General features: G+C 71.9%; 26 protein-coding genes. 11 read left to right on the plus strand and 15 right to left on the minus strand.

Going from position 1 to position 22,407, the window contains the following annotated elements:
- The first annotated feature begins 8 nt into the window (after window positions 1-8).
- From AB5J73_RS06400 to mscL, 4 genes are all read left to right on the plus strand, one after another.
- Window positions 9-599, plus strand: a complete 591-nt coding sequence (locus AB5J73_RS06400; protein ID WP_370968780.1) for a 5-formyltetrahydrofolate cyclo-ligase — start codon at window positions 9-11, stop codon at window positions 597-599.
- Window positions 600-685: 86 nt separating this feature from the next.
- Window positions 686-985: an FmdB family zinc ribbon protein gene (locus AB5J73_RS06405; RefSeq protein WP_370968781.1), complete on the plus strand. Its 300-nt coding sequence runs from the start codon at window positions 686-688 to the stop codon at window positions 983-985.
- Window positions 986-1,115: 130 nt separating this feature from the next.
- A complete protein-coding gene (locus AB5J73_RS06410) occupies window positions 1,116-1,742 on the plus strand; it encodes an SAF domain-containing protein (RefSeq protein WP_370968782.1) in 627 nt (208 codons plus the stop codon).
- Between the two features lie 30 nt (window positions 1,743-1,772).
- Entirely contained in the window at window positions 1,773-2,186 is a 414-nt protein-coding gene (mscL, locus tag AB5J73_RS06415) for a large-conductance mechanosensitive channel protein MscL (protein ID WP_086678717.1), read from the plus strand.
- Window positions 2,187-2,192: 6 nt separating this feature from the next.
- Here the strand turns inward: mscL and AB5J73_RS06420 are convergent, their stop codons facing one another.
- Both AB5J73_RS06420 and AB5J73_RS06425 read right to left on the minus strand, forming a co-directional pair.
- Window positions 2,193-2,366: a hypothetical protein gene (locus AB5J73_RS06420; protein WP_086861556.1), complete on the minus strand. Its 174-nt coding sequence runs from the start codon at window positions 2,364-2,366 to the stop codon at window positions 2,193-2,195.
- 61 nt (window positions 2,367-2,427) lie between these two features.
- Window positions 2,428-2,928, minus strand: coding sequence for a molybdenum cofactor biosynthesis protein B (locus AB5J73_RS06425; protein ID WP_072476233.1), 501 nt, complete (start codon window positions 2,926-2,928; stop codon window positions 2,428-2,430).
- A 122-nt stretch (window positions 2,929-3,050) separates the two neighbouring features.
- Here AB5J73_RS06425 and AB5J73_RS06430 point away from each other — a divergent pair, with 122 nt between their 5' ends.
- Entirely contained in the window at window positions 3,051-4,151 is a 1,101-nt protein-coding gene (locus AB5J73_RS06430) for an NAD-dependent epimerase/dehydratase family protein (protein WP_370968783.1), read from the plus strand.
- Here AB5J73_RS06430 and AB5J73_RS06435 read toward each other — a convergent pair.
- Window positions 4,109-4,597, minus strand: coding sequence for a nuclear transport factor 2 family protein (locus AB5J73_RS06435; RefSeq protein WP_370968784.1), 489 nt, complete (start codon window positions 4,595-4,597; stop codon window positions 4,109-4,111). The two genes, AB5J73_RS06430 and AB5J73_RS06435, sit on opposite strands and share 43 nt — an antisense overlap.
- A gap of 187 nt (window positions 4,598-4,784) precedes the next feature.
- On the opposite strand from AB5J73_RS06435, the gene AB5J73_RS06440 reads away from it, so the two are divergent.
- On the plus strand, window positions 4,785-5,744 hold the full coding sequence (locus tag AB5J73_RS06440; protein WP_370968785.1) for a helix-turn-helix transcriptional regulator: 960 nt from the start codon (window positions 4,785-4,787) through the stop codon (window positions 5,742-5,744).
- On the opposite strand, the gene AB5J73_RS06445 is transcribed toward AB5J73_RS06440, so the two are convergent.
- The 3 genes from AB5J73_RS06445 to AB5J73_RS06455 are packed head-to-tail and all read right to left on the minus strand — an operon-like array spanning window position 5,741 to window position 8,893.
- Window positions 5,741-6,790, minus strand: coding sequence for a sensor histidine kinase (locus tag AB5J73_RS06445; protein ID WP_370968786.1), 1,050 nt, complete (start codon window positions 6,788-6,790; stop codon window positions 5,741-5,743). The genes AB5J73_RS06440 and AB5J73_RS06445 overlap by 4 nt on opposite strands.
- Window positions 6,787-7,488 carry a response regulator transcription factor gene (locus AB5J73_RS06450; protein WP_370968787.1) on the minus strand — a complete coding sequence of 234 codons (702 nt, stop codon included), beginning with the start codon at window positions 7,486-7,488 and terminating at the stop codon, window positions 6,787-6,789. The genes AB5J73_RS06445 and AB5J73_RS06450 overlap by 4 nt, the downstream gene beginning before the upstream one ends.
- A 10-nt stretch (window positions 7,489-7,498) precedes the next feature.
- On the minus strand, window positions 7,499-8,893 hold the full coding sequence (locus tag AB5J73_RS06455; protein ID WP_370968788.1) for a hypothetical protein: 1,395 nt from the start codon (window positions 8,891-8,893) through the stop codon (window positions 7,499-7,501).
- A 160-nt stretch (window positions 8,894-9,053) separates the two neighbouring features.
- Here AB5J73_RS06455 and AB5J73_RS06460 point away from each other — a divergent pair, with 160 nt between their 5' ends.
- From AB5J73_RS06460 to AB5J73_RS06480, 5 genes are read left to right on the plus strand one after another with little or no spacing between them, the layout of a single operon-like run.
- Window positions 9,054-9,698 (plus strand): glycosyltransferase family 2 protein, encoded by a 645-nt coding sequence (locus tag AB5J73_RS06460; protein ID WP_370972967.1) that lies wholly within the window; start codon window positions 9,054-9,056, stop codon window positions 9,696-9,698.
- Entirely contained in the window at window positions 9,695-10,378 is a 684-nt protein-coding gene (locus AB5J73_RS06465) for a DUF2064 domain-containing protein (protein WP_370968789.1), read from the plus strand. Before AB5J73_RS06460 ends, AB5J73_RS06465 begins: the two co-directional genes overlap by 4 nt.
- The gene (locus AB5J73_RS06470) at window positions 10,378-11,004 is read left to right on the plus strand and encodes an SAM-dependent methyltransferase (RefSeq protein WP_370968790.1); all 627 of its coding nucleotides are present in this window, start codon (window positions 10,378-10,380) and stop codon (window positions 11,002-11,004) included. Before AB5J73_RS06465 ends, AB5J73_RS06470 begins: the two co-directional genes overlap by 1 nt.
- Window positions 11,001-12,116, plus strand: coding sequence for a molybdopterin-dependent oxidoreductase (locus AB5J73_RS06475; protein ID WP_370968791.1), 1,116 nt, complete (start codon window positions 11,001-11,003; stop codon window positions 12,114-12,116). The genes AB5J73_RS06470 and AB5J73_RS06475 overlap by 4 nt, the downstream gene beginning before the upstream one ends.
- Window positions 12,113-12,688 (plus strand): hypothetical protein, encoded by a 576-nt coding sequence (locus AB5J73_RS06480; RefSeq protein ID WP_370968792.1) that lies wholly within the window; start codon window positions 12,113-12,115, stop codon window positions 12,686-12,688. Before AB5J73_RS06475 ends, AB5J73_RS06480 begins: the two co-directional genes overlap by 4 nt.
- 156 nt (window positions 12,689-12,844) lie before the next feature.
- Here AB5J73_RS06480 and AB5J73_RS06485 read toward each other — a convergent pair whose 3' ends face one another.
- The 9 genes from AB5J73_RS06485 to AB5J73_RS06525 all read right to left on the minus strand — a co-directional run bounded on the left by AB5J73_RS06485 (window position 12,845) and on the right by AB5J73_RS06525 (window position 22,397).
- Entirely contained in the window at window positions 12,845-14,263 is a 1,419-nt protein-coding gene (locus AB5J73_RS06485) for a trypsin-like peptidase domain-containing protein (protein WP_370968793.1), read from the minus strand.
- A gap of 72 nt (window positions 14,264-14,335) precedes the next feature.
- The gene (gene galT / locus AB5J73_RS06490) at window positions 14,336-15,418 is read right to left on the minus strand and encodes a galactose-1-phosphate uridylyltransferase (protein ID WP_370968794.1); all 1,083 of its coding nucleotides are present in this window, start codon (window positions 15,416-15,418) and stop codon (window positions 14,336-14,338) included.
- Window positions 15,415-16,215 (minus strand): DeoR/GlpR family DNA-binding transcription regulator, encoded by an 801-nt coding sequence (locus AB5J73_RS06495; protein ID WP_370968795.1) that lies wholly within the window; start codon window positions 16,213-16,215, stop codon window positions 15,415-15,417. Before AB5J73_RS06495 ends, galT begins: the two co-directional genes overlap by 4 nt.
- A 98-nt stretch (window positions 16,216-16,313) precedes the next feature.
- Window positions 16,314-17,723: an ATP-binding protein gene (locus AB5J73_RS06500; RefSeq protein WP_370968796.1), complete on the minus strand. Its 1,410-nt coding sequence runs from the start codon at window positions 17,721-17,723 to the stop codon at window positions 16,314-16,316.
- A complete protein-coding gene (locus tag AB5J73_RS06505) occupies window positions 17,720-18,412 on the minus strand; it encodes a response regulator transcription factor (protein WP_370968797.1) in 693 nt (230 codons plus the stop codon). The genes AB5J73_RS06500 and AB5J73_RS06505 overlap by 4 nt, the downstream gene beginning before the upstream one ends.
- A gap of 68 nt (window positions 18,413-18,480) precedes the next feature.
- On the minus strand, window positions 18,481-19,089 hold the full coding sequence (locus AB5J73_RS06510) for a trimeric intracellular cation channel family protein (protein ID WP_086857059.1): 609 nt from the start codon (window positions 19,087-19,089) through the stop codon (window positions 18,481-18,483).
- Complete coding sequence (locus tag AB5J73_RS06515) at window positions 19,090-19,743, minus strand: response regulator transcription factor (protein ID WP_003087851.1); 654 nt, start codon at window positions 19,741-19,743, stop codon at window positions 19,090-19,092. It abuts the gene before it with no gap.
- A 220-nt stretch (window positions 19,744-19,963) separates the two neighbouring features.
- Window positions 19,964-20,263 carry a hypothetical protein gene (locus AB5J73_RS06520; protein WP_370968798.1) on the minus strand — a complete coding sequence of 100 codons (300 nt, stop codon included), beginning with the start codon at window positions 20,261-20,263 and terminating at the stop codon, window positions 19,964-19,966.
- A 115-nt stretch (window positions 20,264-20,378) separates the two neighbouring features.
- Window positions 20,379-22,397, minus strand: coding sequence for a hypothetical protein (locus AB5J73_RS06525; protein ID WP_370968799.1), 2,019 nt, complete (start codon window positions 22,395-22,397; stop codon window positions 20,379-20,381).
- Between the last annotated feature and the right edge of the window lie 10 nt (window positions 22,398-22,407).

A 22,407-nucleotide genomic window follows, 5' to 3' on the forward strand; every position in this document is an offset into this window, starting at 1 on the left:
GTGAGGTCATGCACGCGCTGGGCAATGAGCACCTGAGCAAGGCGGAGTGGCGTGACCGGTTGAAGCGCGCACGCGCGGACCAGACTGCCGAATCGCACGCCGCCGAGGCATCGGCCCTGGTCAACGCGGTGTCGAAGGTCACATCCGGCACGGTGTGCGCGTACCTCCCGTTCGGCACCGAACCGGGCACGGTGGCGCTCGCCGACGCGCTGGCGGCCGGCGGCGCGCGGGTGCTGCTGCCGGTCATCCAGCCGGAACCGGGACCGCTCGAGTGGGCCGAGTACACCGGCGAGGCCGATCTCGTGCCCAGCCGGTTCCGCGGGATCCGCGAGCCGGGCGGGAAACGCCTGGGTGCCGAGGCCGTGCGGGCGGCCGAGCTGATCTTGGTGCCCGCGCTGGCCGTGGATCGCCGGGGCGTCCGGCTCGGCCGCGGCGCGGGTCACTACGATCGTTCGCTGGTGTTCGCCGAGGCCGGCGCCACGCTGCTGGCGGTCGTCCGGGACGGGGAACTGGTCGACCGGCTGCCCGGGGAACCCCACGACGTGCGAATGACCGGGGCCTTGACCCCGGGTCGAGGCGTGGTCGGGCTGCCGATGTGAGCAAGCTGGAATTGCTTTCGGGGAATGTTTTCAAGCACAATCGGGTTAGCACTCTGGTCGGATGAGTGCCAGCAAAGGAGCCGTCAGTGCCTACGTACCAGTACGCCTGCAAAGAATGCGACCACCGGTTCGAAGCCGTGCAGTCGTTCTCGGACCCGAGCCTGACCGTCTGCCCGCAGTGCTCCGGCACGCTGCGCAAGGTCTTCAGCTCGGTCGGCGTCGTCTTCAAGGGCAGCGGGTTCTACCGCACCGACTCGCGCGACTCGAAGAAGTCGAGCACCGCCGCGACACCCCCGAAGTCCGAGACCAAGACGGAGTCGAAGTCGGACACGAGCTCGACATCCTCCTCCTCGGGTACGACGAAAACCACCGCCGCGGCCTCCTGAGCCCGGAGTTATCCACAACACCCCAGTTGTCCACAGGTGCCGGACGAGGCCCTTCCGGCGGCCCGTCCGGCTTCCCTAACGTCGATCTTGTGCGGCAGGCCGTCGCACCCGATCCGACCGAGGGGGCACCGTGGACGTACTGGCGAGGTTCCACCCACCCGACTTGTCCCGGCTGCGAGGCCGGCGGACGCGGCTGACCCGCCGCTGGCTCGCCGCCTGCCTGCTGCTGGCCGGCGCGCTGCTGTTCGCCCACCCCGGTTCCGCGCGGGGCGCGCCGACGAATCCGACCGTCGTCGCGGCGCACGATCTCCCCGCCGGCGCGGCCTTGCGTGCCGCCGACGTCCGGCTGGCCGACTTCCCCGACGACGCTCGCCCTTCGGGCGTGCTGAGCTCCCTCGACCTCGTCGACGGGCGCTCGCTGGCCGGTGCCGTCCGCGCCGGTGAGCCGTTGACCGACGTCCGGCTGGCGACAATCCCCGCACCGGGTGATCCCGGAACGTCGACCGTGCCCGTCCGGCTGGCCGACGCGGCCGTCGCCGAACTCCTGACACCGGGCAGCCGCGTGGACGTCGTCGCGGCACCGGAGGCCGGCGCACCCGCTTCCGTGCTGGCCGGCGGGGCCACGGTCGTGACGGTCGGGCACCAAGAACAGTCCGCGGCGAAGGGACCCTTGGTCCTGCTCCGGCTGCCGGAGGCAATCGCGGCGAGGGTGGCGGCGATTTCACTGGAGCGTCCGGTAACGGTTACTCTCCGCTAGCCCCCACCCGACCGTTCTCGAGGAGAGCAAGTGTTCAAAGGCTTCAAAGACTTCCTGATGCGCGGCAACGTCGTCGACCTCGCCGTCGCGGTGGTCATCGGCTCGGCGTTCACCGCGATCGTCACGGCGTTCACCAACGGCCTCATCAAGCCGCTGATCAGCACGATCGGTGGGACGGACGCCGCCAAGGGCCTCGGGTACCAGATCTTCGACAACAACGAAGCCACGTTCCTGGACTTCGGCGGCGTGATCAACGCGGCGATCAACTTCGTGCTGGTCGCGGCGGTCGTCTACTTCGTGATCGTGCTGCCGGTGAAGCACGTGCAGGAGCGACGCAAGCGCGGCCAGGAGCCGGGCCCGTCCGAGCCCACCGACGTCGAGCTGCTCATCGAGATCCGCGACCTGCTGCGCGCCCAGGCCCAGCGCGACAACGGCCGCGACTGATCCCGCTCAGCGATCGTGGTGCGGTGGCCGGTTCTCCCGGTACCAATCGTCCGGGAGACCGGTGCGCCGCTCGGGGTCGCGTTCGTCGGAGGTCGTCTCGGGCAGGACGTCCCCGAAGATCTCGTCGACCCGGCGGCGCCGCTCGCTGCTGGTCTGGGGTTTCCGCTGTTCGCCCGGCATGCCCCCAGTGTCCCACGCCCGTTCTTTGACAACTCCAGAGCGAACCGCGACTCGAAGAGGCTCAGACCTCTTCGAGCCCCGAAAGCTCGTCGATCACGTGCGGCACGAGCGAGGTCAGCGTCGCCATCCCGTCGCGAACCGCGGACCGCGACCCGGCGAGGTTGACCACCAGCGTGCTGCCGGACACCCCCGCGAGCCCCCGCGAGATCCCCGCGTCCACGGCGCCGGCCGCCAAGCCGGACGCGCGGATCGCCTCGCTGATGCCCGGGATCGGGCGGTCGAGCACACCGGCGGTGGCGTCGGGCGTCCGGTCACGCGGCAGCACACCGGTGCCGCCGACGGTGATCACCAGGTCGGCACCGCCGATCACGGCCGTGTTGAGCGCGTTGCGGATACCCGCGGTCTCGGCCTCGACGACCACGACACCGTCGACGATGAAGCCCGCTTCTTCGAGCAGCTCCGTGACCAGCGGGCCACTGGTGTCCTCGTGCTCGCCGTGCGCCACGCGATCGTCCACGATGACCACGAGGGCCCGGCCCAGCCGTTGTGCACTCCGTTCCATGGCGCCCACCGTAGTCGGTTTCGGCCGTCCGGCGGCGGGAGGTGCCGGGTGAGTTCTGACGATCCGGTGACGTGGCCGCGCGGCCCTCGGCAAGCGCCCGTGCGGCCGCCTAGCGTGGCGGTGTGCGCGTACTGGTCACCGGCGGAGCCGGGTTCATCGGGTCACACATCGCCGACCTGCTCGCCGACGGCGGTGACGACGTCGTGGTGCTCGACAACCTGCTCCCGACGGCCCACGGCTCGCGCACCCCGCCGCCGTACACCGGACGGCACCGGTTCCTGCGCGGCGACGTCACCGACACCGAGATCGTCGCGGAGCTGCTGGACGGCGCCGACGCGGTGTGCCACCAGGCGGCGGTGGTCGGCCACGGCGTCGACCCGTCGGACGCGCCTTCGTACGCCCTGCACAACGACTACGGCACGGCGGTGCTGCTGGCCGCGATGCACGCGGCGGGCGTGCGGAAGCTGGTGCTGGCGTCGTCGATGGTCGTCTACGGCGAAGGCCGGTACGCCTGCCCGGACCACGGCGTGGTGCCGCCGTCCCCGCGGCGCGCGTCCGATGTGGACGCCGGACGCTTCGAGCCGCGCTGCCCGTCCTGCGGGGCCGAGCTGGCGTGGCAGCTGGTGCCCGAGGACACGCCGCTGAACCCGCGCAGCACGTACGCGGCGACGAAGCTCGCGCAGGAACACCTGGCCGGCGCGTGGGCGCGGCAAACGGGCGGCAGCGTGTGGGCGATGCGGTACCACAACGTCTACGGCCCGCGGATGCCCCAGAACACCCCGTACGCCGGGGTGGCTTCGCTGTTCCGCTCGTCGCTGGTGCGCGGCGAAGCCCCGCGTGTCCTGGAGGACGGCCGCCAGCAGCGCGACTTCGTCCACGTCCACGACGTCGCCAGGGCGAACGTCCTGGCACTCAGGACAGCCGGTCCGGCGGGCGATCTCACCCCGGTGAACGTCTGCTCCGGTACCCCGCACACGGTGGGCGAGCTGGCGGTCGAGCTGGCCCGCGCGTGCGGCGGCCCGGCGCCCCAGGTGGTCGGAGGCGCCCGCGCGGCCGACGTCCGCCACGTGGTGGCCGACCCCGCCCGTGCCCGCGAACTACTGGGCTTCACGGCGGAAATCGGCTTCGAGAAGGGCATGGCGGACTTCGCGACGGCGGAGCTGCGCGCCCCGGTCCGGGCTCAGCCGGCGAGCGCCTCCGCGACGGAAAGGCTGTCCTCGTAGACGTGGTACCGGGTGATCACGCCACTGTCGACGGTGAGGTGGAGCGCGCAGCGAGCCGAATAAGCGCGGCCGGTGGCTCGTACCGTCTGGCGGATTTCGCCGAGCACCACGGCGTCCCGGCCGTCGACCAGGGTCCGCGGCTTCGGCCCGCCCGGCTCGCCGGGGTGGTGGAAGTCGTTCAGCTCGCGGAAGTGGCAGGCGACGTCGGCGCGCGTCGACCGCTCCCGGATCCACGGCACCGCGGGGTGGCCCGCCTCGGGCCAGTCGAGCCGCCAGTCGACGGTGTCCGCGAACAGCCCGGCGATCCGGTCCGGGTCGCCCTCGGCCAGCCGGGCCAGGAACTCGGCGACGACCGCCCGGGTGTCCGCTTCGGCGCCGGTGAACTGGTAGTCGCGCCGGATCCGGCCGTCCTGGTCGAGGAAGAGGAACACGGTGCCGCTCCACACCGGAGCGCCACCCGCGCTCGGTGTACTCGGCTCCGGCTTCGGTCCACAGCTCGGTGATGGCGCGGCGGCGCGCGGCGGGATCCGGTTCGTTCCACACCGCCGCGTAGCGGTCGATCAAAGTCATGGCGGGACGCTAACGCCGGTTCCCTGACACCTCCTGTCAGTGGATCCGGGCAGACTCGCGGACATGCGCGCGACCCGCCTGGTCTCCCTGCTGTTGCTGCTGCAGTCCCGGAACCGGATGACCGCTCAGGAGCTGGCGGTCGCCTTGGAGGTTTCCGTCCGGACCGTCTACCGGGACGTCGAGTCGCTCGGCGCCGCGGGCGTGCCGGTGTACGGGGAGCCGGGGCACGACGGCGGCTACCGGCTGCTCGACGGCTACCGGACCCGGCTCACCGGCCTGACCGCGGACGAGGCCGAGGCGCTCTTCCTGACCGGCCTGCCGACCGCGGCCGCCCAGCTGGGCCTGGCTTCCGCGACCGCCACCGCGCAGCTGAAGCTCATGGCCGCGTTGCCCGCGCAGCTGCGCGACCGCGCGGGCCGGATCGCCGACCGGTTCCACCTCGACCTCCCGCCGTGGTACCTCGGCACCGAGCCGATCCCCCACCTGGCACCGATCGCGGCGGCGACGTGGAACCAGCGCGGCCTGCGGATCCGCTACCTGCGCTGGGCGGAGCCGCACGAGATCACCCGGACCGTGGAGCCGCACGGGCTCGTCCTGAAGGCTGGGAACTGGTACCTCGTGGCCCGTGGAGAAGGCCGGTTCCGCACCTACCGGGTCTCCCGGGTCCTCGACGTCGACGTCCTCCCGCTGGGGTTCGAGCGTGCCGAGGGCTTCCACCTGGCGTCGCACTGGGAGAGCTACCTCGCCCACTTCGACCGGCGCCGGCACGGCGGCACCGCCGTCCTCCGCCTCTCCGGCCGGGGCCTGGAGCTGCTGGAGCCGGCCGTCACCGCGGCCCGGAAGACCACGGCCGGGCCGGACGCGGCGGGCTGGACCGAGGTCGAGATCCCGATCGAGTCGGTCGAGGCCGCCGTGCCCGAACTCCTCAAGCTCGGCGCCGAGGTCGAAGTGGTCGCGCCGGACGAACTCCGGACCGCGGTGGTCCGGACCCTGCGGGCGATGAACCGGACGTACGGCCGCTAGGGCATCGCCAGCGGCAGGCGCACCTCGAACCGGCACCCTGGCCCGTGGTTGTGGACGCCGATCTTCCCGCGGTGCGCCTCGACCAGCCCCTTGGTGATGGCCAGCCCGAGCCCGCCGCCGCTGGTCGTCCCGCCGCGCTCCGGCGTCCGCGCCTGCGTCCCCCGGAAAGCGACGTCGAAAACGCGGGTGATCTCGTCGTCCGGGATGCCGCCGCAGGAGTCGTCGACGGCGAGCAGGGCTTCGTCGCCGTCGACGCCGATCTGCACCGCGACCGTCCCGTCGGGCGGGGTGTGCCGGATCGCGTTGGAGACCAGGTTCCGCACGATCCTGGCCAGTTCCGGGTCGCTCCCGGTCACGACCGGCCAGGTCGACGCGTTGGCGAGCACCCGCACGCGTTTCCGCTCGGCGACCGGGGACTGGGCGGCGACGGCGTCGCTGACGACGTCCCGCAGCGGCACCGCGGACATGGTGAGCTCGAGGGCGCCGGCCGTGATCCGCGAAAGCTCGAACAGGTCGCCCACCATCGCGGACAGCCGGGTGGTCTCGCCGGTGATCCGCTGGGCGTAGTCGGCGACCTCGTCACGCTCGGACACCACGCCGTCGGCCAGCGCCTCGGCCATCGCCTGGATGCCGGCCAGCGGGCTGCGCAGGTCGTGGCTGATCCAGGCGACCAGCTCGCGGCGGGACGCCTCGGCCGCGCGCTCGCGTTCGCGCGCTTCCCGTTCCCACACGCTGCGGCGCGCGATCGCCCGGCCGAAGACGATCGCGGCGGGCACGGTCACCAGCGCGACGAGCAGGCAGACCAGCAGCATCGTGGTCAGCGCCGGGGTGAACATGAACCCGCTGATGCCCAGCACGCCGACCAGCGTGGCGAGGACCGGGATCAGCACCAGCACGGTGAGCGTGGTGGCCAGGGAGCCGCGGCGCAGCACGTAGAGGACCACTCCGCCCAGCACGGCCACCGGAAGCGCGAAGAGCAGCGCGAGCGGGAGGATGTGCCAGAGGTGGGCGACGATCTCGTCGAAGGACTCGCCGGGTTCGATCATGGCTGCTCCCGGTCGTAGCGGTAGCCGACACCCCACACGGTCGCCACCCGGACCGGCTTGGCCGGTTCGCGCTCGATCTTCTCGCGCAACCGTCGCACGTGGACGGTCACGGTGGACTGGTCGCCGAAGTCCCAGCCCCACACCTTCTCGAGCAGGTCCGCGCGCGAGAAGGCGACGCCGGGGTGGGCGAGGAAGAACGCCAGCAGGTCGAACTCCCGGGTGGTGAGCGGCAGTTCGCGGCCGCCGAGCGTCGCGGTGCGCGCGTTCATCTGCAGGCGGAGGTCGCCGTCCGCCAGTACCGCCGCGGCCGGTTCCGGGCGCGGCATCCGCGCCCGGCGGAGCACGGAGGCGACGCGGAGGGCGAGTTCCTTGGGGCTGAACGGTTTCGTCACGTAGTCGTCGGCACCGAGCTGGAGCCCGGCGATCCGGTTCTCCTCCTCGCCGAGCGCGGTCAGCATGACGATCGGCACCTGGCTGACCTGGCGCAGCCGCTTGCACACCTCGAGGCCGTTGATCCCCGGCATCATGACGTCGAGGACGACGAGATCGGGTTCGTGGGCGGCGAACTTGGCCAGCCCGTCCGCGCCGTCGCCGGCCTGGTCCACGGTGAACCCGGCGACCTCGAGGTAGCGGCGGACGACGTCGCGGACGGTCTCGTCGTCGTCGACCACGAGCACGCGCCCGGCCTGATCGTTCATCACGTCTCCCTCACCAGCCGGTCAGCAGCAGGTGGTTGACCGCCAAGGCCGTCGCCGCCTGCGCGGCCAGCCACCACCGGCGTCCGGGCCGCGGCAGCAACGCCGTCAGCGGCAGCAACCACACCCCGAACGGTAGCCAGATCCGTTCGGTCTCGGCCTTCGACAGGCCCGAGACGTCCGCGAAGACGATGGTGACCAGCGCGGCGACGCCGAGGAGCAGCACCGGGTCGGTAAGCAGGCCACGACCCGTTCCGGCGAGGCCGCGGCGGAGGGCGGCCACCACCGCGGGGCCGAGGGCGACGGCCACCGCCGCCAGGTCCGCCCACACCCAGTACGAATAGGGCCGGACCAGCGCGACGCCCTGGTAGTAGCGCTCGACGACCAGGTGGTAGCCGTCGAGCCACCAGAAGCCCGCCCAGGCAAAAACTCCGACGACCGCCAGTGCCGCGACGATGGCCAGGGCCGCTGCCCGCCACTGCCTGCCGAGGATCGCGACGGCCACCGCGAGCAGGCCGAGCAGCACCAGGCCGTACGAAAGGAAGACGCCGAAGCCGAGCAGGAGCCCGGCGGCGACGCCGGCCGGGGCGGCGTACCGGCGGCCGTCGGTGAACCCGCGCGCGGACAACGCGAGCAGCGCAAGCCCGGTGGCGGTCACCCCGGCGAACAAGCCGTCCGCGGACACCCCGATCCACACCGCTCCGGGCGTGAGGACGGCGAACGGCAGCGCCGCGCGGGCGGCCTCGGTCCGGCCGAGCAGGGCGAGCGTGGCGGGCACGGCGACCGCGACCAGGCTGCCGACGAGCACGACGGCCGTCGCGGCCCACGCGCCGCCGTGCAGGCCGATCCGGTCCAGCCAGACGAAGACGAGCGTCGCGCCCGGTGGGTGCCCGGAGACGTGCGTCGTCCACGAGTCCGGCTGGAAGTCGAGGATGCGGGACGAGAACTCGCGCAGCATCCGCGGGATGTCGGTGATCCCCGGTACCTCGTGGAGGTACTCCTGCGGAATGGTGAGGCGTCCGGCGAACCCGCGCGTCCAGCCGTCGACCATGGCCAGCGAGAAGATCCAGGCCAGCGAGGCCAGGTAGCCGGCGCCGAGCGCGCGGCGCCACGGCAGGCGGGCGGCCAGAGCCGGGCCGTGCAGCACCACCGCGACGGCGACGAGCACCGCGAACACCGAACCCGGGCCGACGTGCGGCAGCCAGTCGGCGAACAACGGCGGCGAGGAAACGAAGATGACCACACCGGAATCCGGCCGGTTGTAGTACCAGCCGACCGTGGTGGCCGCGGCGACGAGCACCACTGCCGCCGCGACGGCGAGGACGTCAGCGCGGCGGCCGGTGACCGGGGCTTCGGGTTCGCGGGCAGGCGGCTCGGCGAGCCGGGCTGCCGGGTTCGGCTCGCTCATCGCCGTCCACCATAAGGGCGCCGACGGCGATCCGCGTCCCCGCGGCGGCGACCGTAACGAGGCGGTAAGAACCTCTTCACCCGTCATGATTCAGTAAGGCCCGCAAGGGTTTTCGGCCATCCACCGTGGACTTACGGTCGGCGCCGTGACTGACTCAGCAGTGGACGTCGTCCTCCCTTGCCTCGACGAAGCCGGCGCGCTGCCCGGTGTACTGGCGGGCCTGCCGCCGGGCTACCGCGCGATCGTGGTCGACAACGGCTCCGCGGACGGCTCACCCGAAGTGGCGGCTTCGCTCGGCGCGAAGGTCGTCCACGAACCGCGTCGCGGTTACGGCGCGGCCGTGCATGCCGGCCTGGAAGCCGCCACCGCGGACATCGTGTGCTTCGCCGACGCCGACGGGTCCCTCGACCTCGGCGATCTGCCGCGGCTGGTGACCGCGGTCGAGGACGGCGCCGACCTCGCCGTCGGGCGCCGGGTCCCGACCGGTCCCGGCGTGTGGCCGTGGCACGCGAGAGCGGGCAACGTCGTGCTGGCGCTGCTGCTGCGCACCCGTGGGCTGCCGGTGCGGGACATCGCACCCCTGCGTGCCGCGGACCGGCGGGCCCTGCTCCGCCTCGACGTCACCGACCGGGCGTTCGGCTACCCGCTCGAGCTGCTGATCAAGGCCCGGCGGGCCGGCTGGCGGGTCCGCGAGTTCGACGTCCGGTACGGCGAGCGCGCCAAGGGCACGAAGTCGAAGGTGTCCGGTTCGGTGCGGGGCACGCTGCGCGCGGTCCGCGACTTCGGGCGGGTGCTGGCCCGATGACGTCGTCGTTCGTCCTGCTGGTCGTGGCCAAGGCGCCGGTGCCGGGCCTGGCCAAGACCCGGCTCTGCCCACCGGCGACGCCGGCCCAGTCGGCGGAGATCGCCGCGGCGGCGCTGCTCGACACGCTCGACGCCGTCTGCGCGGTCCCCGGCGCCGCGCCCGTCGTCGCGATGACCGGAGACCTCCGCGCCGCCGCCAGGGCCACCGAAATCGGCCGGGCGCTGCGGCGCGCCACCGTAATACCGCAGCGGGGCCGGGACTTCGGCACCCGGCTGGCCAACGCCCACGCCGACGCCGCCGCGGTGCACGCGGGCCTGCCGGTACTGCAGATCGGCATGGACACCCCGCAGGTCACGCCGGAGTCCCTCGCCGCGGCCATCGCGCCGGTGCGGTTCCACGGGCACGACTCGGTGCTCGGCCCGGCCGCGGACGGCGGCTGGTGGGCGCTGGGCCTGGCCGAACCGCGGCACGCGCAGGTCCTCGCCGACGTTCCGATGTCCCGCGACGACACCGGCGAACGCACCCTGCGCGCGCTCGGCGGGTGCGGGCTGCGACCGGCAACGACCGCCCGACTGTCCGATGTGGACACAATGGCCGACGCCCGTGAGGTCGCGGCGGTGTGCCCGCACGGCCGGTTCGCCCGCGCCGTCGCGGCCGTCGGCGGACGGGCGGTCGCGTGATGACGGCCCTGGCCGGCCACGAGTTCGACCTCGGCCTGCTCGGCCACCGCTGCTGGCTCGAACTGGCGACCGGCGAACGGATCGAGCTGCCGGTCGAACGCTGGACCGAGCCGTCCGACGGCGACGACGTCCTGCTGGACGCCTGCTCCGGCCCGACCATCGACATCGGCTGCGGTCCCGGCCGGCTCACCGCGGCGCTGACCGGCCGCGGAGTCGTCGCGCTGGGCGTGGACAGCTCGCGGACGGCGGTCGTCCTGACCCGCCACCGCGGCGGAAGCGCGTTGCACCGCAACGTGTTCGACCGGCTCCCGGGCGAGGGCCGGTGGCAGCACGCCCTGCTCGCCGACGGCAACATCGGCATCGGCGGCGACCCGGCGGCACTCCTGCGGCGCACGGCCGGGCTGATCGCACCCTACGGCGACGTCCTCGTCGAACTGGAGCCGCCCGGCCACGGCCTGCGCCACGAGCGCGTCCGGCTGCGCCCGGGCCACGCCGACGTCGCGTGGTTCACCTGGGCCTGGGTCGGCGTGGACGCGATCGCCGACGTCGCCGTGCGCGCCGGCCTGCGCGTCGACTGGACCGCTCGCCACGGCCACCGCTGGTTCGCGCGATTGGAGCGCCGGTGAAACTGCCGATCCCGAAGGAAGAACAGTTCCGGGCGCCGGCCCACGACGAGCGCGTGACGTCGAAGATCGGCCTGGCGCTGGCGGTCACGTTCACGACGTGCTTCGTGACCGGCCTGCTCAGCCACCTGATCCAGCACCCGCCGGGCTGGTTCTGGTGGCCCAGCCGCCCGGTCGGCCTCTACCGCGTCACCCAAGGCCTGCACGTGATCTCCGGCGTGGCGTCGATCCCGTTGCTGCTGGCGAAATTGTGGAGCGTCTACCCGAAGCTGTTCGGCAGGCCGCTCGTCCGCTCGCTGCCGCACGCGCTGGAGCGCTTGTCGATCCTGGTGCTCTCGGGGGCGGCGTTCTTCGAGCTGAGCACCGGGCTGCTGAACGTGGCGCAGAACTACCCGTGGGGCTTCTACTTCCCGCAGGTGCACTACGCGGTCGCGTGGCTGGCGATCGGTTCGATCCTGGTGCACGTCGCGGTGAAGCTGCCGGTCATCCGCCGCGCGCTGAGCCGCACCGCGACCGAAGAACCGCCACCGACCGGCCTCTCCCGGCGCGGTTTCCTCCTCACCACCGGCCTGGCGACCGGCACCGCGGTCGTCGCCACCGCGGGCGCGACGGTCCCGTTCCTGCGCGGGGTTTCCGGCCTGTCCTGGAAGACGGGCAAGGGCACCCAAAACCTCCCGGTGAACCGCACCGCGGCGGCCGCGGGCATCACGTGGTCCCCCTCCTGGCGTCTCTCGGTGGTGACCCCGCGCGGCACGACCAGGTTCTCCCTCGACGAGCTGCGCGCGCTGCCGCAGACGACAGCGGAACTCCCGATCGCGTGCGTGGAGGGCTGGAGCCAATCGGCCACCTGGCGCGGCATCTCCCTGCCGACCCTTCTGAAGGCCACCGGCGCCCCACCCGGCACCGCGATCCGGGTGTCCTCAATGGAGCGTTCCGGGCTCTACGGCGTCAGCACGCTCCCCGGCGAACACACGGCCGACGAGCTGACCCTGCTGGCCCTGGAGCTGAACGGCGAGGTCCTCGACCCCGACCACGGCTTCCCGTGCCGGATCATCGCCCCGAACCGCCCGGGCGTGCTGCAGACGAAGTGGGTCACGAAGCTGGAGGCGCTGTGAAGACCGCCCGTGCGTTCCTCGCCCTACCGGGCCTCGCGGCGTTGGCGTGGGGCGTGGTGCTGTTCGCCGAGTACGCGCTCCCGGTGCGTCCGGACGCGATCGCGACGGCCGCCTGGATAGTCGGCGGCCCGATCGTCAACGACGGCGTGATCGCACCCCTGACGGCAGTGCTCGGCATCGTGCTGAGCCGGCTGGTGCCGAGCCCGTGGAAAGCCCCGGTGGTAGCGGGCACGGTGATCACCGGCGTACTGGCGATCGTGGCGTTCCCGCTGCTCTGGCGCCCATACGGAACCCCACCCATGCCGGGTCTCCACGACGGCAACCCGACCCTGGGCCTGACCCTCACGGTGGCAGCGGTCTGGCTCGCGGTGATCGCGACCGGCTTGACGATCCGCATCGCCCGCACGAGATCACGTGCCGCGCTTCCCGCCACGGTCACCGCCGCGCCGGAACCACCTCCAAGCCCGGCGGCTCCTCCCCGCGCGCCGGCCGACCATCCCGGCACGCCGCCCGCCAGTCCCAGCACCCCGGAGGACCATCCCGGCACCCCACCGGCCCCTCCCGGCAAGTGACCGCCTCCCGCGCCTGAACCCCCGCACGAACGCGGCCACGCGCGACCGGCATCGGATGCCTGGGTCGCGCGTGGCCTTGTGGGTCCGGCCCCGGATTCGGGGGTCGAGCCGAAGTTGGTCTCGGCCGCGCCGAGGCGGCCGAGCGTCTGGAACGGATCAGTTGGGCTGGACGGGCTGCCCGCCGAGCGTCACCTCGACCGTGCGGCCGTCGGCGAGGGTGAAGGTCGCCTTCTCGTCCGGGGCGCGGGTGCGCACCGCCGCGACCAGCGTGTCGGCCGAGTCGATGGTGCGGTCGTCGATCTTCGTGACGACGTCGCCCTCCTTGAGGCCCGCCTTCTCCGCCGGGCTGCCCGCCTTGATCGCGCCGAGCTGGGCGCCGCCCTGCGGGGCGTCACGGACCTCGGCGCCGATGTACGTCTGCACCGCCTGGCCGGTCTTGATGATCGTGTCCGCGGTGCGGCGGGCCTGGTCGATCGGGATGGCGAAGCCGATGCCGACGTTGCCGCCCTCGGACGCGCCCTGGCCCTGGCCGCCCGAAGCGGACTGCGGGCTGTAGATCGCGGAGTTGATCCCGATGACCTGGCCGGCCATGTTCGCCAGCGGGCCGCCCGAGTTGCCGGGGTTGATCGCCGCGTCGGTCTGGACGGCGTCCATCACCGTCGTCTGGTCGCCGCTGCTGCCGCCCGCGCGCACCGGCCGGTGCAGCGAGCTGACGATGCCCGAGGTGACCGTGCCGGCCAGCTCGAACGGCGAGCCGATGGCGACGACCGACTGGCCGACCCGCAGGTCGTCGGAGCGGCCGAGCTCCACCGGGGTCAGGTTGTTCACGCCGGTGACCTTGACGACCGCGATGTCGGTCGTCGGGTCGCGGCCGACGACCTTGGCGGCGGCCTTCCGGCCGTCCTGGAACACGGCCTGGATCTGCCCGCCGTTCGCGGCGACCTCGACGACGTGGTTGTTGGTCAGGATGTAGCCGTCGGTGCTGATGACGAACCCGGAGCCTTCGCCGGCCCCCTGCTGCCCGCTCACCTGCAGCTCGACGACGCTCGGCGACAGCTTCTGCGCCACGGCCTCGACCGAGCCGGCGGGCGCGTTGCCCGTCTGCTGGGCCGGCTTCGGCGCGTCGAGCGCGTTGCTGCCGGGGCTGGACGAGCCGCCGGTGAAGTACCCGACCGCGCCGCCCGCGATGCCGCCGACCAGCAGCGCGACCAGCGCGACCCCGGCGAGCAGCTTCCCGCCGGACCGCTTCGGCTGCGGCGGGGCGGGTGTGGTGTAGGCGGCGGTGCCGGGCGGCCCGTACGGGTTCGCCGGCGGGTAAACGCTCTGCTGGGTCTGGCCGGACGGCAGCTGCGCGCCCTGGGCGGACCAGGGGTTCGTGTTCTGCGCTCCGTACGACGGATCGGCCCCGGTCACCGCGTGGTAGGACGGCTCGGAGTACTGCGGCGCACCGCCGGACTCGGGCTTGGCCTGCTCACCGTACGGGCTCCCCGCCCAACCGCCTTGAGCGGCCTGCTGGCCGGTCTCGGGCTGCCGCGGCGCCGCGGGGTCGTGCGTGCTGGGGTCGTTCTCGGTCATGTCCTCACCTTGCGCGATGGTCCTGAGAGGTTCCTGAGCCGAACCTGTGCATCGGAGATGAGTATGGCCCGATCAGCCCGCCGCGCGGAGCCGTTCCGCGATCTGCTCCGGCGTAGCGTCGTTGATCCAGACCGCCATGCCCGATTCGGACCCCGCCAGGTACTTCAGTTTGTCCTTCGCGCGCAGCACGGAGAACAGTTCCAGGTGGAGCCAGCCGAGCTCGCGGTCCTGGCGCACCGGCGCCTGGTGCCACGCCGCGATGTACGGCAGCGGCCGGTCGTACAGCGCGTCGCAGCGGCGCAGCACGTCCAGGTAGACGTCGGCGAAGTCGTCGCGCTCGGCGTCGGTCAGCGCGGGGATGTCCGCGACCTGCCGGTGCGGCACCACGTGCACCTCGACCGGCCAGCGCGCCGCCGGCGGCACGTACGCCGTCCAGTGTTCGCCGGAGGCCACCACGCGCGCACCGGACTTCTGTTCGGCGGCCAGCACGTCGCCGAGCACCGGGCGGCCGTGCTCGGCCTGGTAGGCACGGGCGACGTCGATCATGCGCGCGGTTTTCGGCGTGACGAACGGGTAGCCGTAGATCTGCCCGTGCGGGTGCGACAGCGTGACGCCGATTTCCTCGCCGCGGTTCTCGAACGGGAAGACCTGTTCCACACCGGGCACTTCGGACAGCGCGGCCGTGCGGTCGGCCCAGGCGTCCACCACGGCCCGCACCTGCTTCGCGCTCAGCTGCGCGAAAGAACCGTCGTGGTCACTGGTGAAGCAGACGACCTCGCAGCGCCCGCGGCCGGGCGCCACCGGCACCAGCCCGAAACCATCCACAGTGGACGGCTCGCCGATGACGTCCTCGGCGAACGACGGGAAGCGGTTCTCGAAGACGACGACGTCGTAGTCGCTTTCGGGGATCTCACTCGGTTTGCCGGGCTTGCTCGGGCACAGCGGGCACAGGTCCGCCGGCGGCTTGTACGTCCGCGTCTGCCGGTGCGCGGCCATCGCGACCCACTCACCGGTCAGCGGGTCACGCCGGATCTCCGACGCGGCCGAAACCGGCGGCAGGTCGCGGGTGTCCTCGGCGACGCGGTCGGGTGCGCCGGGCTGGTCGAAGTAGATGATCTCCCGGCCGTCGGCCAGGTGTCGTACGGTGCGCTTCACGCTTCTTGGGCCTCGTCCGTCTCCGCCGTCTCGGCGATCATGAGTTCTCCCGCCCGTTCGGCGAGCGTTTCCTTGGCGTCGTCCGGGATCCCGTCGTCGGTGACGACGACGTCGGCCTCGTCCAGGTCGGCGATCGTGGAGATCCCGACGGTGCCCCACTTGGTGTGGTCGGCGAGCACGACCAGCTTGCGCCCGGCTTCGACCAGCGCGCGGTCGGTCTCGCTCTCGGTGAGGTTCGGCGTCGTGAACCCCGGCCCGTCCGCCATCCCGTGCACGCCGAGGAAGACGACGTCGAGGTGCAGCGACCGCAGGCTGTGCACGGCGACCGGGCCGACCAGCGCGTCCGACGGCGTCCGCACCCCGCCGGTGAGCACGACCGTGCGATCGGGCTGCGTCGAGCCGCGGAGCACGTCGGCGACCTGGATGGAGTTGGTCACGATGGTGAGGCCGGGGATGGCGTCGAGCGCCCGCGCCAGCGTCCACGTGGTGGTGCCGGCGGAGATGCCGATCGCGGTGCCGGGCCGGACGAGCGTCGCGGCGAGCTCGGCGATGGCTTCCTTCTGCGCGCGCTGGCGGACGGACTTGGCTTCGAACCCGGGTTCGTCGGTGCTCTTGCCGACGATCGAGGTGGCACCGCCGTAGACCTTCTCGACCAGCCCGCGCCCGGCGAGCACGTCGAGGTCGCGGCGCACCGTCATGTCGGACACGCCCAGCCTGGTCACGAGGTCGCTGACCCGGACCGCACCGGTCCGGCGTGCCTCTTCCAGGATCACCGCCTGTCGCTGACGCGCCAGCACCGTTCAACTCCGTCCCCGTCTAGCCCAACCACACAAAATCCTACACGATTCAACACAGGATCTGGTGGTGAGCCTCGGGTGAACTTCGGAACTGCTGGTCAGCCGGGCGCCCCCGGCAGCCGAATCGTCATCAACGCGCCGCCTTCCGGCGCCTGCGAGGCGTACACCGCACCGCCGTGCCGTTCCGCCGCGTGCTTCACGATCGCCAGCCCGAGCCCGGAGCCGGGCAGCGTCCGCGCCTCCGACGAGCGGTAGAAGCGGTCGAACACCTTGGGCAGGTCCTCCTCGGCGATGCCCGGCCCGGCGTCGGCCACCTCGACGACGGCCGTGCCGTCGCCGAGCGGGTACAGCCGCACCCAGACCGTCGACTCCGGCGGCGAGAACTTGACCGCGTTGTCGAGCAGGTTGAGCACCGCGCGCTCGATCGAGCTGTTGTCGCCGGTGAGCACCCACGGCTGCAGCGACACGTCGAAGTTGATTTCGCCCGCGCGCCGCCGTGCCCGGTCGAGCGCTCGCTCGACGACGTCCAGCAGCTCGACGCGTTCGAACCGCTCGCGCGGCTCGTCCTGGCGCGCGAGCTCGACGAGGTCGCCGATGAGCTGCGTCAGCTCGTCGAGCTGGCCGCTGATGTCCGCGACGATGTCGATCCGGTCCTCGTCCGGCAGCGGCGGCGCGCCCGGCTTGCTGGCGGAGAGCAGCAGCTCGAGGTTGGTGCGCAGCGACGTCAGCGGCGTCCGCAGCTCGTGGCCGGCGTCCGCGACCAGCTGGCGCTGGCGTTCCTGCGAGTCCGCGACCGTGCCGAGCATGGTGTTGAAGCTGGTGGTGAGGCGCGCGAGCTCGTCGTCGCCGCTGACCGGGATCGGCCGCAGGTCGCCGGTCTTGGCGACGCGCTCGGCGGCCGACGTCAGCCGCTCGACCGGGCGCAGGCCGGTCCGCGCGACCGCGGTGCCCGCCGCGGCGGCGACCAGGATGCCGGCGCCGCCGATGAGGAACAGCACCAGCGCGAGCTCGTTCAGCGTGCGCTTGGTCGGTCCCATCGACTGGGCGAGCACGATGGCCTCGCCGTGCCCGGTCGGCAGCGCGACCACGCGGCTGTCGGTGCGGAAGTCCGTCCGCATCGACTCGGCCGAGTCGCCGTTCGCGACGGCCAGTTCGCGCTGGTCGAAGGGCGGCGCCGAACTCGACAGCGGGTACGTCATCACGGCGTGCGCGACGTCGGGCGCGGCGCTGAGCTGCCCGATCTGCAGGTCGGCGCTGGCGAGGAACGCGCCCGGGACCTGCCGCAGCTCGGTCTGCACCTGCGGCGAGTCGGCGGCGGCCTGTGCACGCGCCATCAGGCTGTCGTCGAGCTGCTGGTAGAGGTTGCTGCGGACGACCATGTACGCGCCGATCGACACCAGCGCGACAGCACCGGCGACGCAGGCGGCGGCCAGCAGCGTCACCCGGCCACGCAGGGAGAACCGGCGCGTCCCCCAGCGCGTGCCCCGGGGATCGCCGGGCTCGGTCACGGCGGGGTTTCCCTCAGGACGTACCCCACCCCCCGCACCGTGTGGATCAGCCTCGGCTCCCCCTCGGCCTCCGTCTTGCGGCGCAAGTAGCCGACGTAGACCTCCAGCGCGTTGCCCGACGTCGGGAAGTCGTAACCCCATACTTCCTCCAGGATCCGGCCCCGCGTGAGGACGTGCTTCGGGTAGGAAAGGAACAGTTCCAGCAGTGCGAACTCGGTCCGGGTGAGACTGATCTCGCGGCCGCCGCGGCGGACCTCCCGGGTGCCCGGGTCGAGGGTCAGGTCCGCGAAGGACAGGACCTCCGAGGCCTGCCCGTTCTGGACCTCCGGCGAGGCACGGCGCAGCAGCGCACGCAGCCGGGCGAGCAGCTCTTCCAGCGCGAACGGCTTCGGCAGGTAGTCGTCGGCGCCGGCGTCCAAGCCGGACACCCGGTCGGAGACGGTGTCGCGCGCGGTCAGCACGAGGATGGGCAGGTCGTCACCGGTGCTGCGCAGGCGGCGGGCCACCTCGAGCCCGTCCAGCCGCGGCATCATGACGTCGAGGACCATGGCGTCCGGCCGGTCGGCGATGATCGCCTCCAGCGCCTGCGCACCGTCGCTCGCCAGCTGGACCTGGTAACCGTTGAACTCCAGGGACCGCCGAAGCGACTCACGGACGGCGCGGTCGTCGTCCACCACAAGGATGCGCATGGCGATAGTTTTACTCAGCGTGCTGAGACCCGCCTAAGAACACACACAGAACTAACAAAGAGATTCCCTCACTCCGGCGCTCGCGCGACCGGCGCGTTCCAGTGCCGCCAAAGCGCGATCATCCGCACGGCGACCACGGCAGCGGCCGAAACCACGGTGACCGGCCCGGCCGGCAGTCGCAGAGCGTGACCGACGGCGACGAGCACCGACCCGGCCAGCGCGGCCACGGCGTAGATCTCCTTCCGCAGGACGAGCGGTATTTCCCGGAGCAGCAGATCCCGCACGGCGCCCCCGCCGATCCCGGTGGTCATCCCGATCAGGCACGCGGCGTACACGGTCGCGCCGGCGTCGATCGCGATGGTCGTACCTGCGGTGGCGAAGACACCGAGCCCGAGCGCGTCGGCCAGGAGGACGCCCCGCCGCAACCGCGCGACCTGCGGGTGGAAGGCGAAGACGACGAGCGCGGTCCCGGCGCAGACGGCGAGGTAGGGCCAGTTCCGCAACGTCGTCGGCGGGTGGATGCCGAGCAGCACGTCCCGGATGACCCCACCCCCGAGCGCGGTGGTGAGCCCGACCACGACCACCCCGAAGACGTCGAGCCGCGCCCGCACGGCGGCGAGCGCCCCGGACGCGGCGAAGGCGACGAGCCCGACGAACTCCAGCGCCGTGAGCAGCATCTACTGGTCGAGCAGCCCACCGCGGTAGGCCAGCAGCGCGGCCTGCACCCGGTTCGCGGCACCGATCTTCGAGAGCACGGCGGAGACGTACCCCTTGACGGTGGCTTCGGAGAGGTGGAGCCGCCCCCCGATCTCGGCGTTGGAGAGCCCCTGACCGATCAGCGCGACGACCTCACGCTCCCGTTCGGACAGCGAGGCGAGCAGCTTCCTGGCGGGCTGAGCAGCACGTTGTTCGTCCCGATGCGACTGAACCATCCGCGCGGCAACCCCCGGATCGAGCACGGCCCCACCCCTGGCCAGGTCCCGGACGGCGCGGAGGAGAGCCGCCGGATCGATGTCCTTGAGGAGGAAGCCGTTGGCCCCGAGCCGCAGCGCGAGACTGACGTACTCGTCGATGTCGAAGGTGGTCAGCATGGCCACAGTGGGCGGATCGGGGAGCGCGAGGATGGCCCTGAGCGCGCGAATGCCGTCGTCCGGGGCTCGCATCTTGATGTCGAGCAGGGCCACGTCCGGGTGGTACCGCCGCGCGACCTCGACCGCGGATCTCCCGTCGGAGGCTTCCCCCACGATCTCGATGTCCTGGGCCCCGGACATCATCGCGCGCAACCCCGAGCGCACCAGTTCCTCGTCGTCGGCGAACATGAGCTTGATCAACGAAGCCCTCCGCAACAGCCAGTAGGAGGCGGCTCCCCGCGTCCCGTTAACGAAGGTTACCTACTGTTGTTCAGCAGTTCGAAACCAGACACGACCAGGTGACCGACTGGTCCGTCCAGGTCAGGTGCGGTGGACCGCCCGGCGGGGTGTACCGGCCTGTCCCGGACGCCAGGAGAACCACTCACCTGGGTGACGACGTAGGTCGGGCCGCCCGCCGGGATCACCGGCGACGTGCCTCGCCTCGTTGCCACCAATCTATGGCGACGCCCTCATCAGCCATGTGCTGAATGGTGTGCGCGGTGATCTCGGCGTGCGAACCGGACAGCTCGCAGAATGTCCACAGCTTTCGGGTGGCGCGGTGGTACTGGTGGATCACCTCGTCGACTTCGAAGGCATCCAGTTCGCCTGCCCGGTGTCGGTCAACAGCCTCGGCGACCTTCTCGACCAACTCGGCGAGCCGCTCCTCGTGGTAGGCGGCGACCTTCTCACGAGCTGCCCGCCGCTCGCTCTTCATGCCCATGTCGGCACGCTACCGGGTCGGTTGTGCCTCACCAGAAAGTCGAACGTAGGACCGCGATGCGCGCGCCACCGGCGCGAGCGGCCGACCGCGCCATCGGCTGGACAGTGAACCCGGCTCACCTTCGGCGTTTCTTGCTCTTTCCGTTAGTACCGCGGGACCGCGTCAAACCACCCAGCGGATGCACGTTGCGGACCGGCCGGACCTGCTCGAACACTTCGGCCAGTTCGGCGAGCCCCGAGTGATCCGAGTGGCCCGAACCGAGGATCGCTTTCGCCAGGTGGGCGCGTTCGTCGTCGGGCACCTCGGTCAGCGTCGCAGCCGTCGCTTCCGGTCCGGCCGTCTCCAGCAGGACGAGGAACTGCTCGGCCATACCGAGCAGGGCCTCGCGTTCATCGAGGTCTTCGAGAGCCAGCTCGCCGCGCTCCACCAGCAGTTGCGTCGCGATCGACCCCAAGGCCGGGTCGGTGCGCAGGTCGTGCAGTGCCGCGTCACCGTCCGGAAGGGAGCCGGTGAGAATCTTGAGCATGACGGACGCCCGCGTGCGGAACGGACACTCGCGGACTGCGTCAAGCAGCAACGGCAGTCCCGCGTCCCGGCCACCGTGCGCGGCAAGCCAGCCGGTGATCTCCGCCGCGGCCTCGTCTTCGCTGTAATGCTCCGCGACCACGCCAAGCATTGCCGCGGGAGTTGCGGCGGCGAGCTCACCCACCAGGGGCGCGAACCGGCCTTCCCGCAGCATCCGGGCCCGGACGGCCCGGGTGGCCAGTGGGGTGAGGGCGACCAGATCGACCGACGGGGCCTCGAGCGCGACCCGCAGGCGGCCCTGGACGTCCGGTGGGAGCTCGGGGTTCTCCGGCACCAGATCCATGCTGAACATCGGGTCGGGCGGTCCCACGGTCAGCTCGACAGCGCCGAACTCGGCCAGCTTCGTGAGCAGCCGGCGAAATTCACCCGCAAGCCCGTCCCGCCAGAGCGGCTCCATCGACGGTTCGAGATCGAGGTAGTAGCCCTCGGTACAGGCCAGCCACACAGTCTCGGCAAGCCGGACCACGGGAATCGGCTCCGGCATGCCGTAGATCGTGTTGAGCACGTCCGGCAGCACGATGTCGAGGTTCTCGTCGAGCAACAAGGCGTAGCCCGGTGCCCAACCGCTGTCCTTGACCAGCAGGCCCGGTTCGGGGACCGCGTCGAACGCGGCTGTCCACAAGGCGAGCCCGTCCTTGACCAGCGGCGCCGCCTTCGCCACGCGCACCAGCTTGCCCTTGACCACCCGCACGAGCCGCGCGCGTTTGGCCAGTTCGAACAGGATGGCGAGATTGGGCAGGTCGGCGCTGCTGCGCACGGTCTGGACCTCGCCGCCGAGGTCCCGTTCGAAGTCGTCGCCGGTGTCCAGCAGCGAGACCAGCTCACGGGCGTCGGCGAGCTTGAGAGCACCGGTCCCGGTCAGCGCCCGGCCGTCACCCACCCACTCGACGAACTTCCGGAGCTTGATCACCAGCGAGGAGCGCTCCGCCGCGGCTTTGAGCTCCGAGTCCGCCGGCAGCGAGACCGGCAGTTGGGGAAGAGCGCGTTCGGGCTGCTCGCTCGCATGCCGGGCGGCGATTTCCGCGAGGAGTTCGGCGTCGTAGGCGTGCTTCCCCTCGCGCACCTCGGCGAGGAAGGCGTTCAAGGCGTCCGACTCCTCAGCGTCGACACCGTTCCGAAGGGCGGTCATGACCCAGTACTTGCCGACACCGAAGTTGCGTTCATCGGCCATCGCGGCCGGGAACTCGGCGGCCGCCTTGGCAACCGCCCCCGCAAGACCCGCCGGCGGCTCGCTCATGGGATCTTCCAGCCCGGTCTCGTGCAGGTAGCGGAGGAAGAGCTGCAGCGTTTCGGGCACGAGAACGGCGTCGTCGGCGGTGGCCGAGAGCGTGCGCGGTACGTACGTCAGCAGGAAGTCCCTGACCAGCTCGCCGGTCCAGTAGGCAAGCCGCCCGTCGATCGAGGTGTGCCGGAACTGGAGCGCCGAGATCACGGAGTAGGGGTCGATCTCACGGCCCTGCGCTTCGGCCCAGACGGTGAAGCGCCGGACCAGGAGGTCCTGACCGGCTTCGTAGCCTTCGTAGTCGTCCTGGTCGTAGTAGGTTCGCACTCCGGATCCC

It is taken from the genome of Amycolatopsis sp. cg9, from assembly GCF_041346945.1.
In the GTDB taxonomy this organism is placed as follows: Bacteria; Actinomycetota; Actinomycetes; order Mycobacteriales; family Pseudonocardiaceae; genus Amycolatopsis.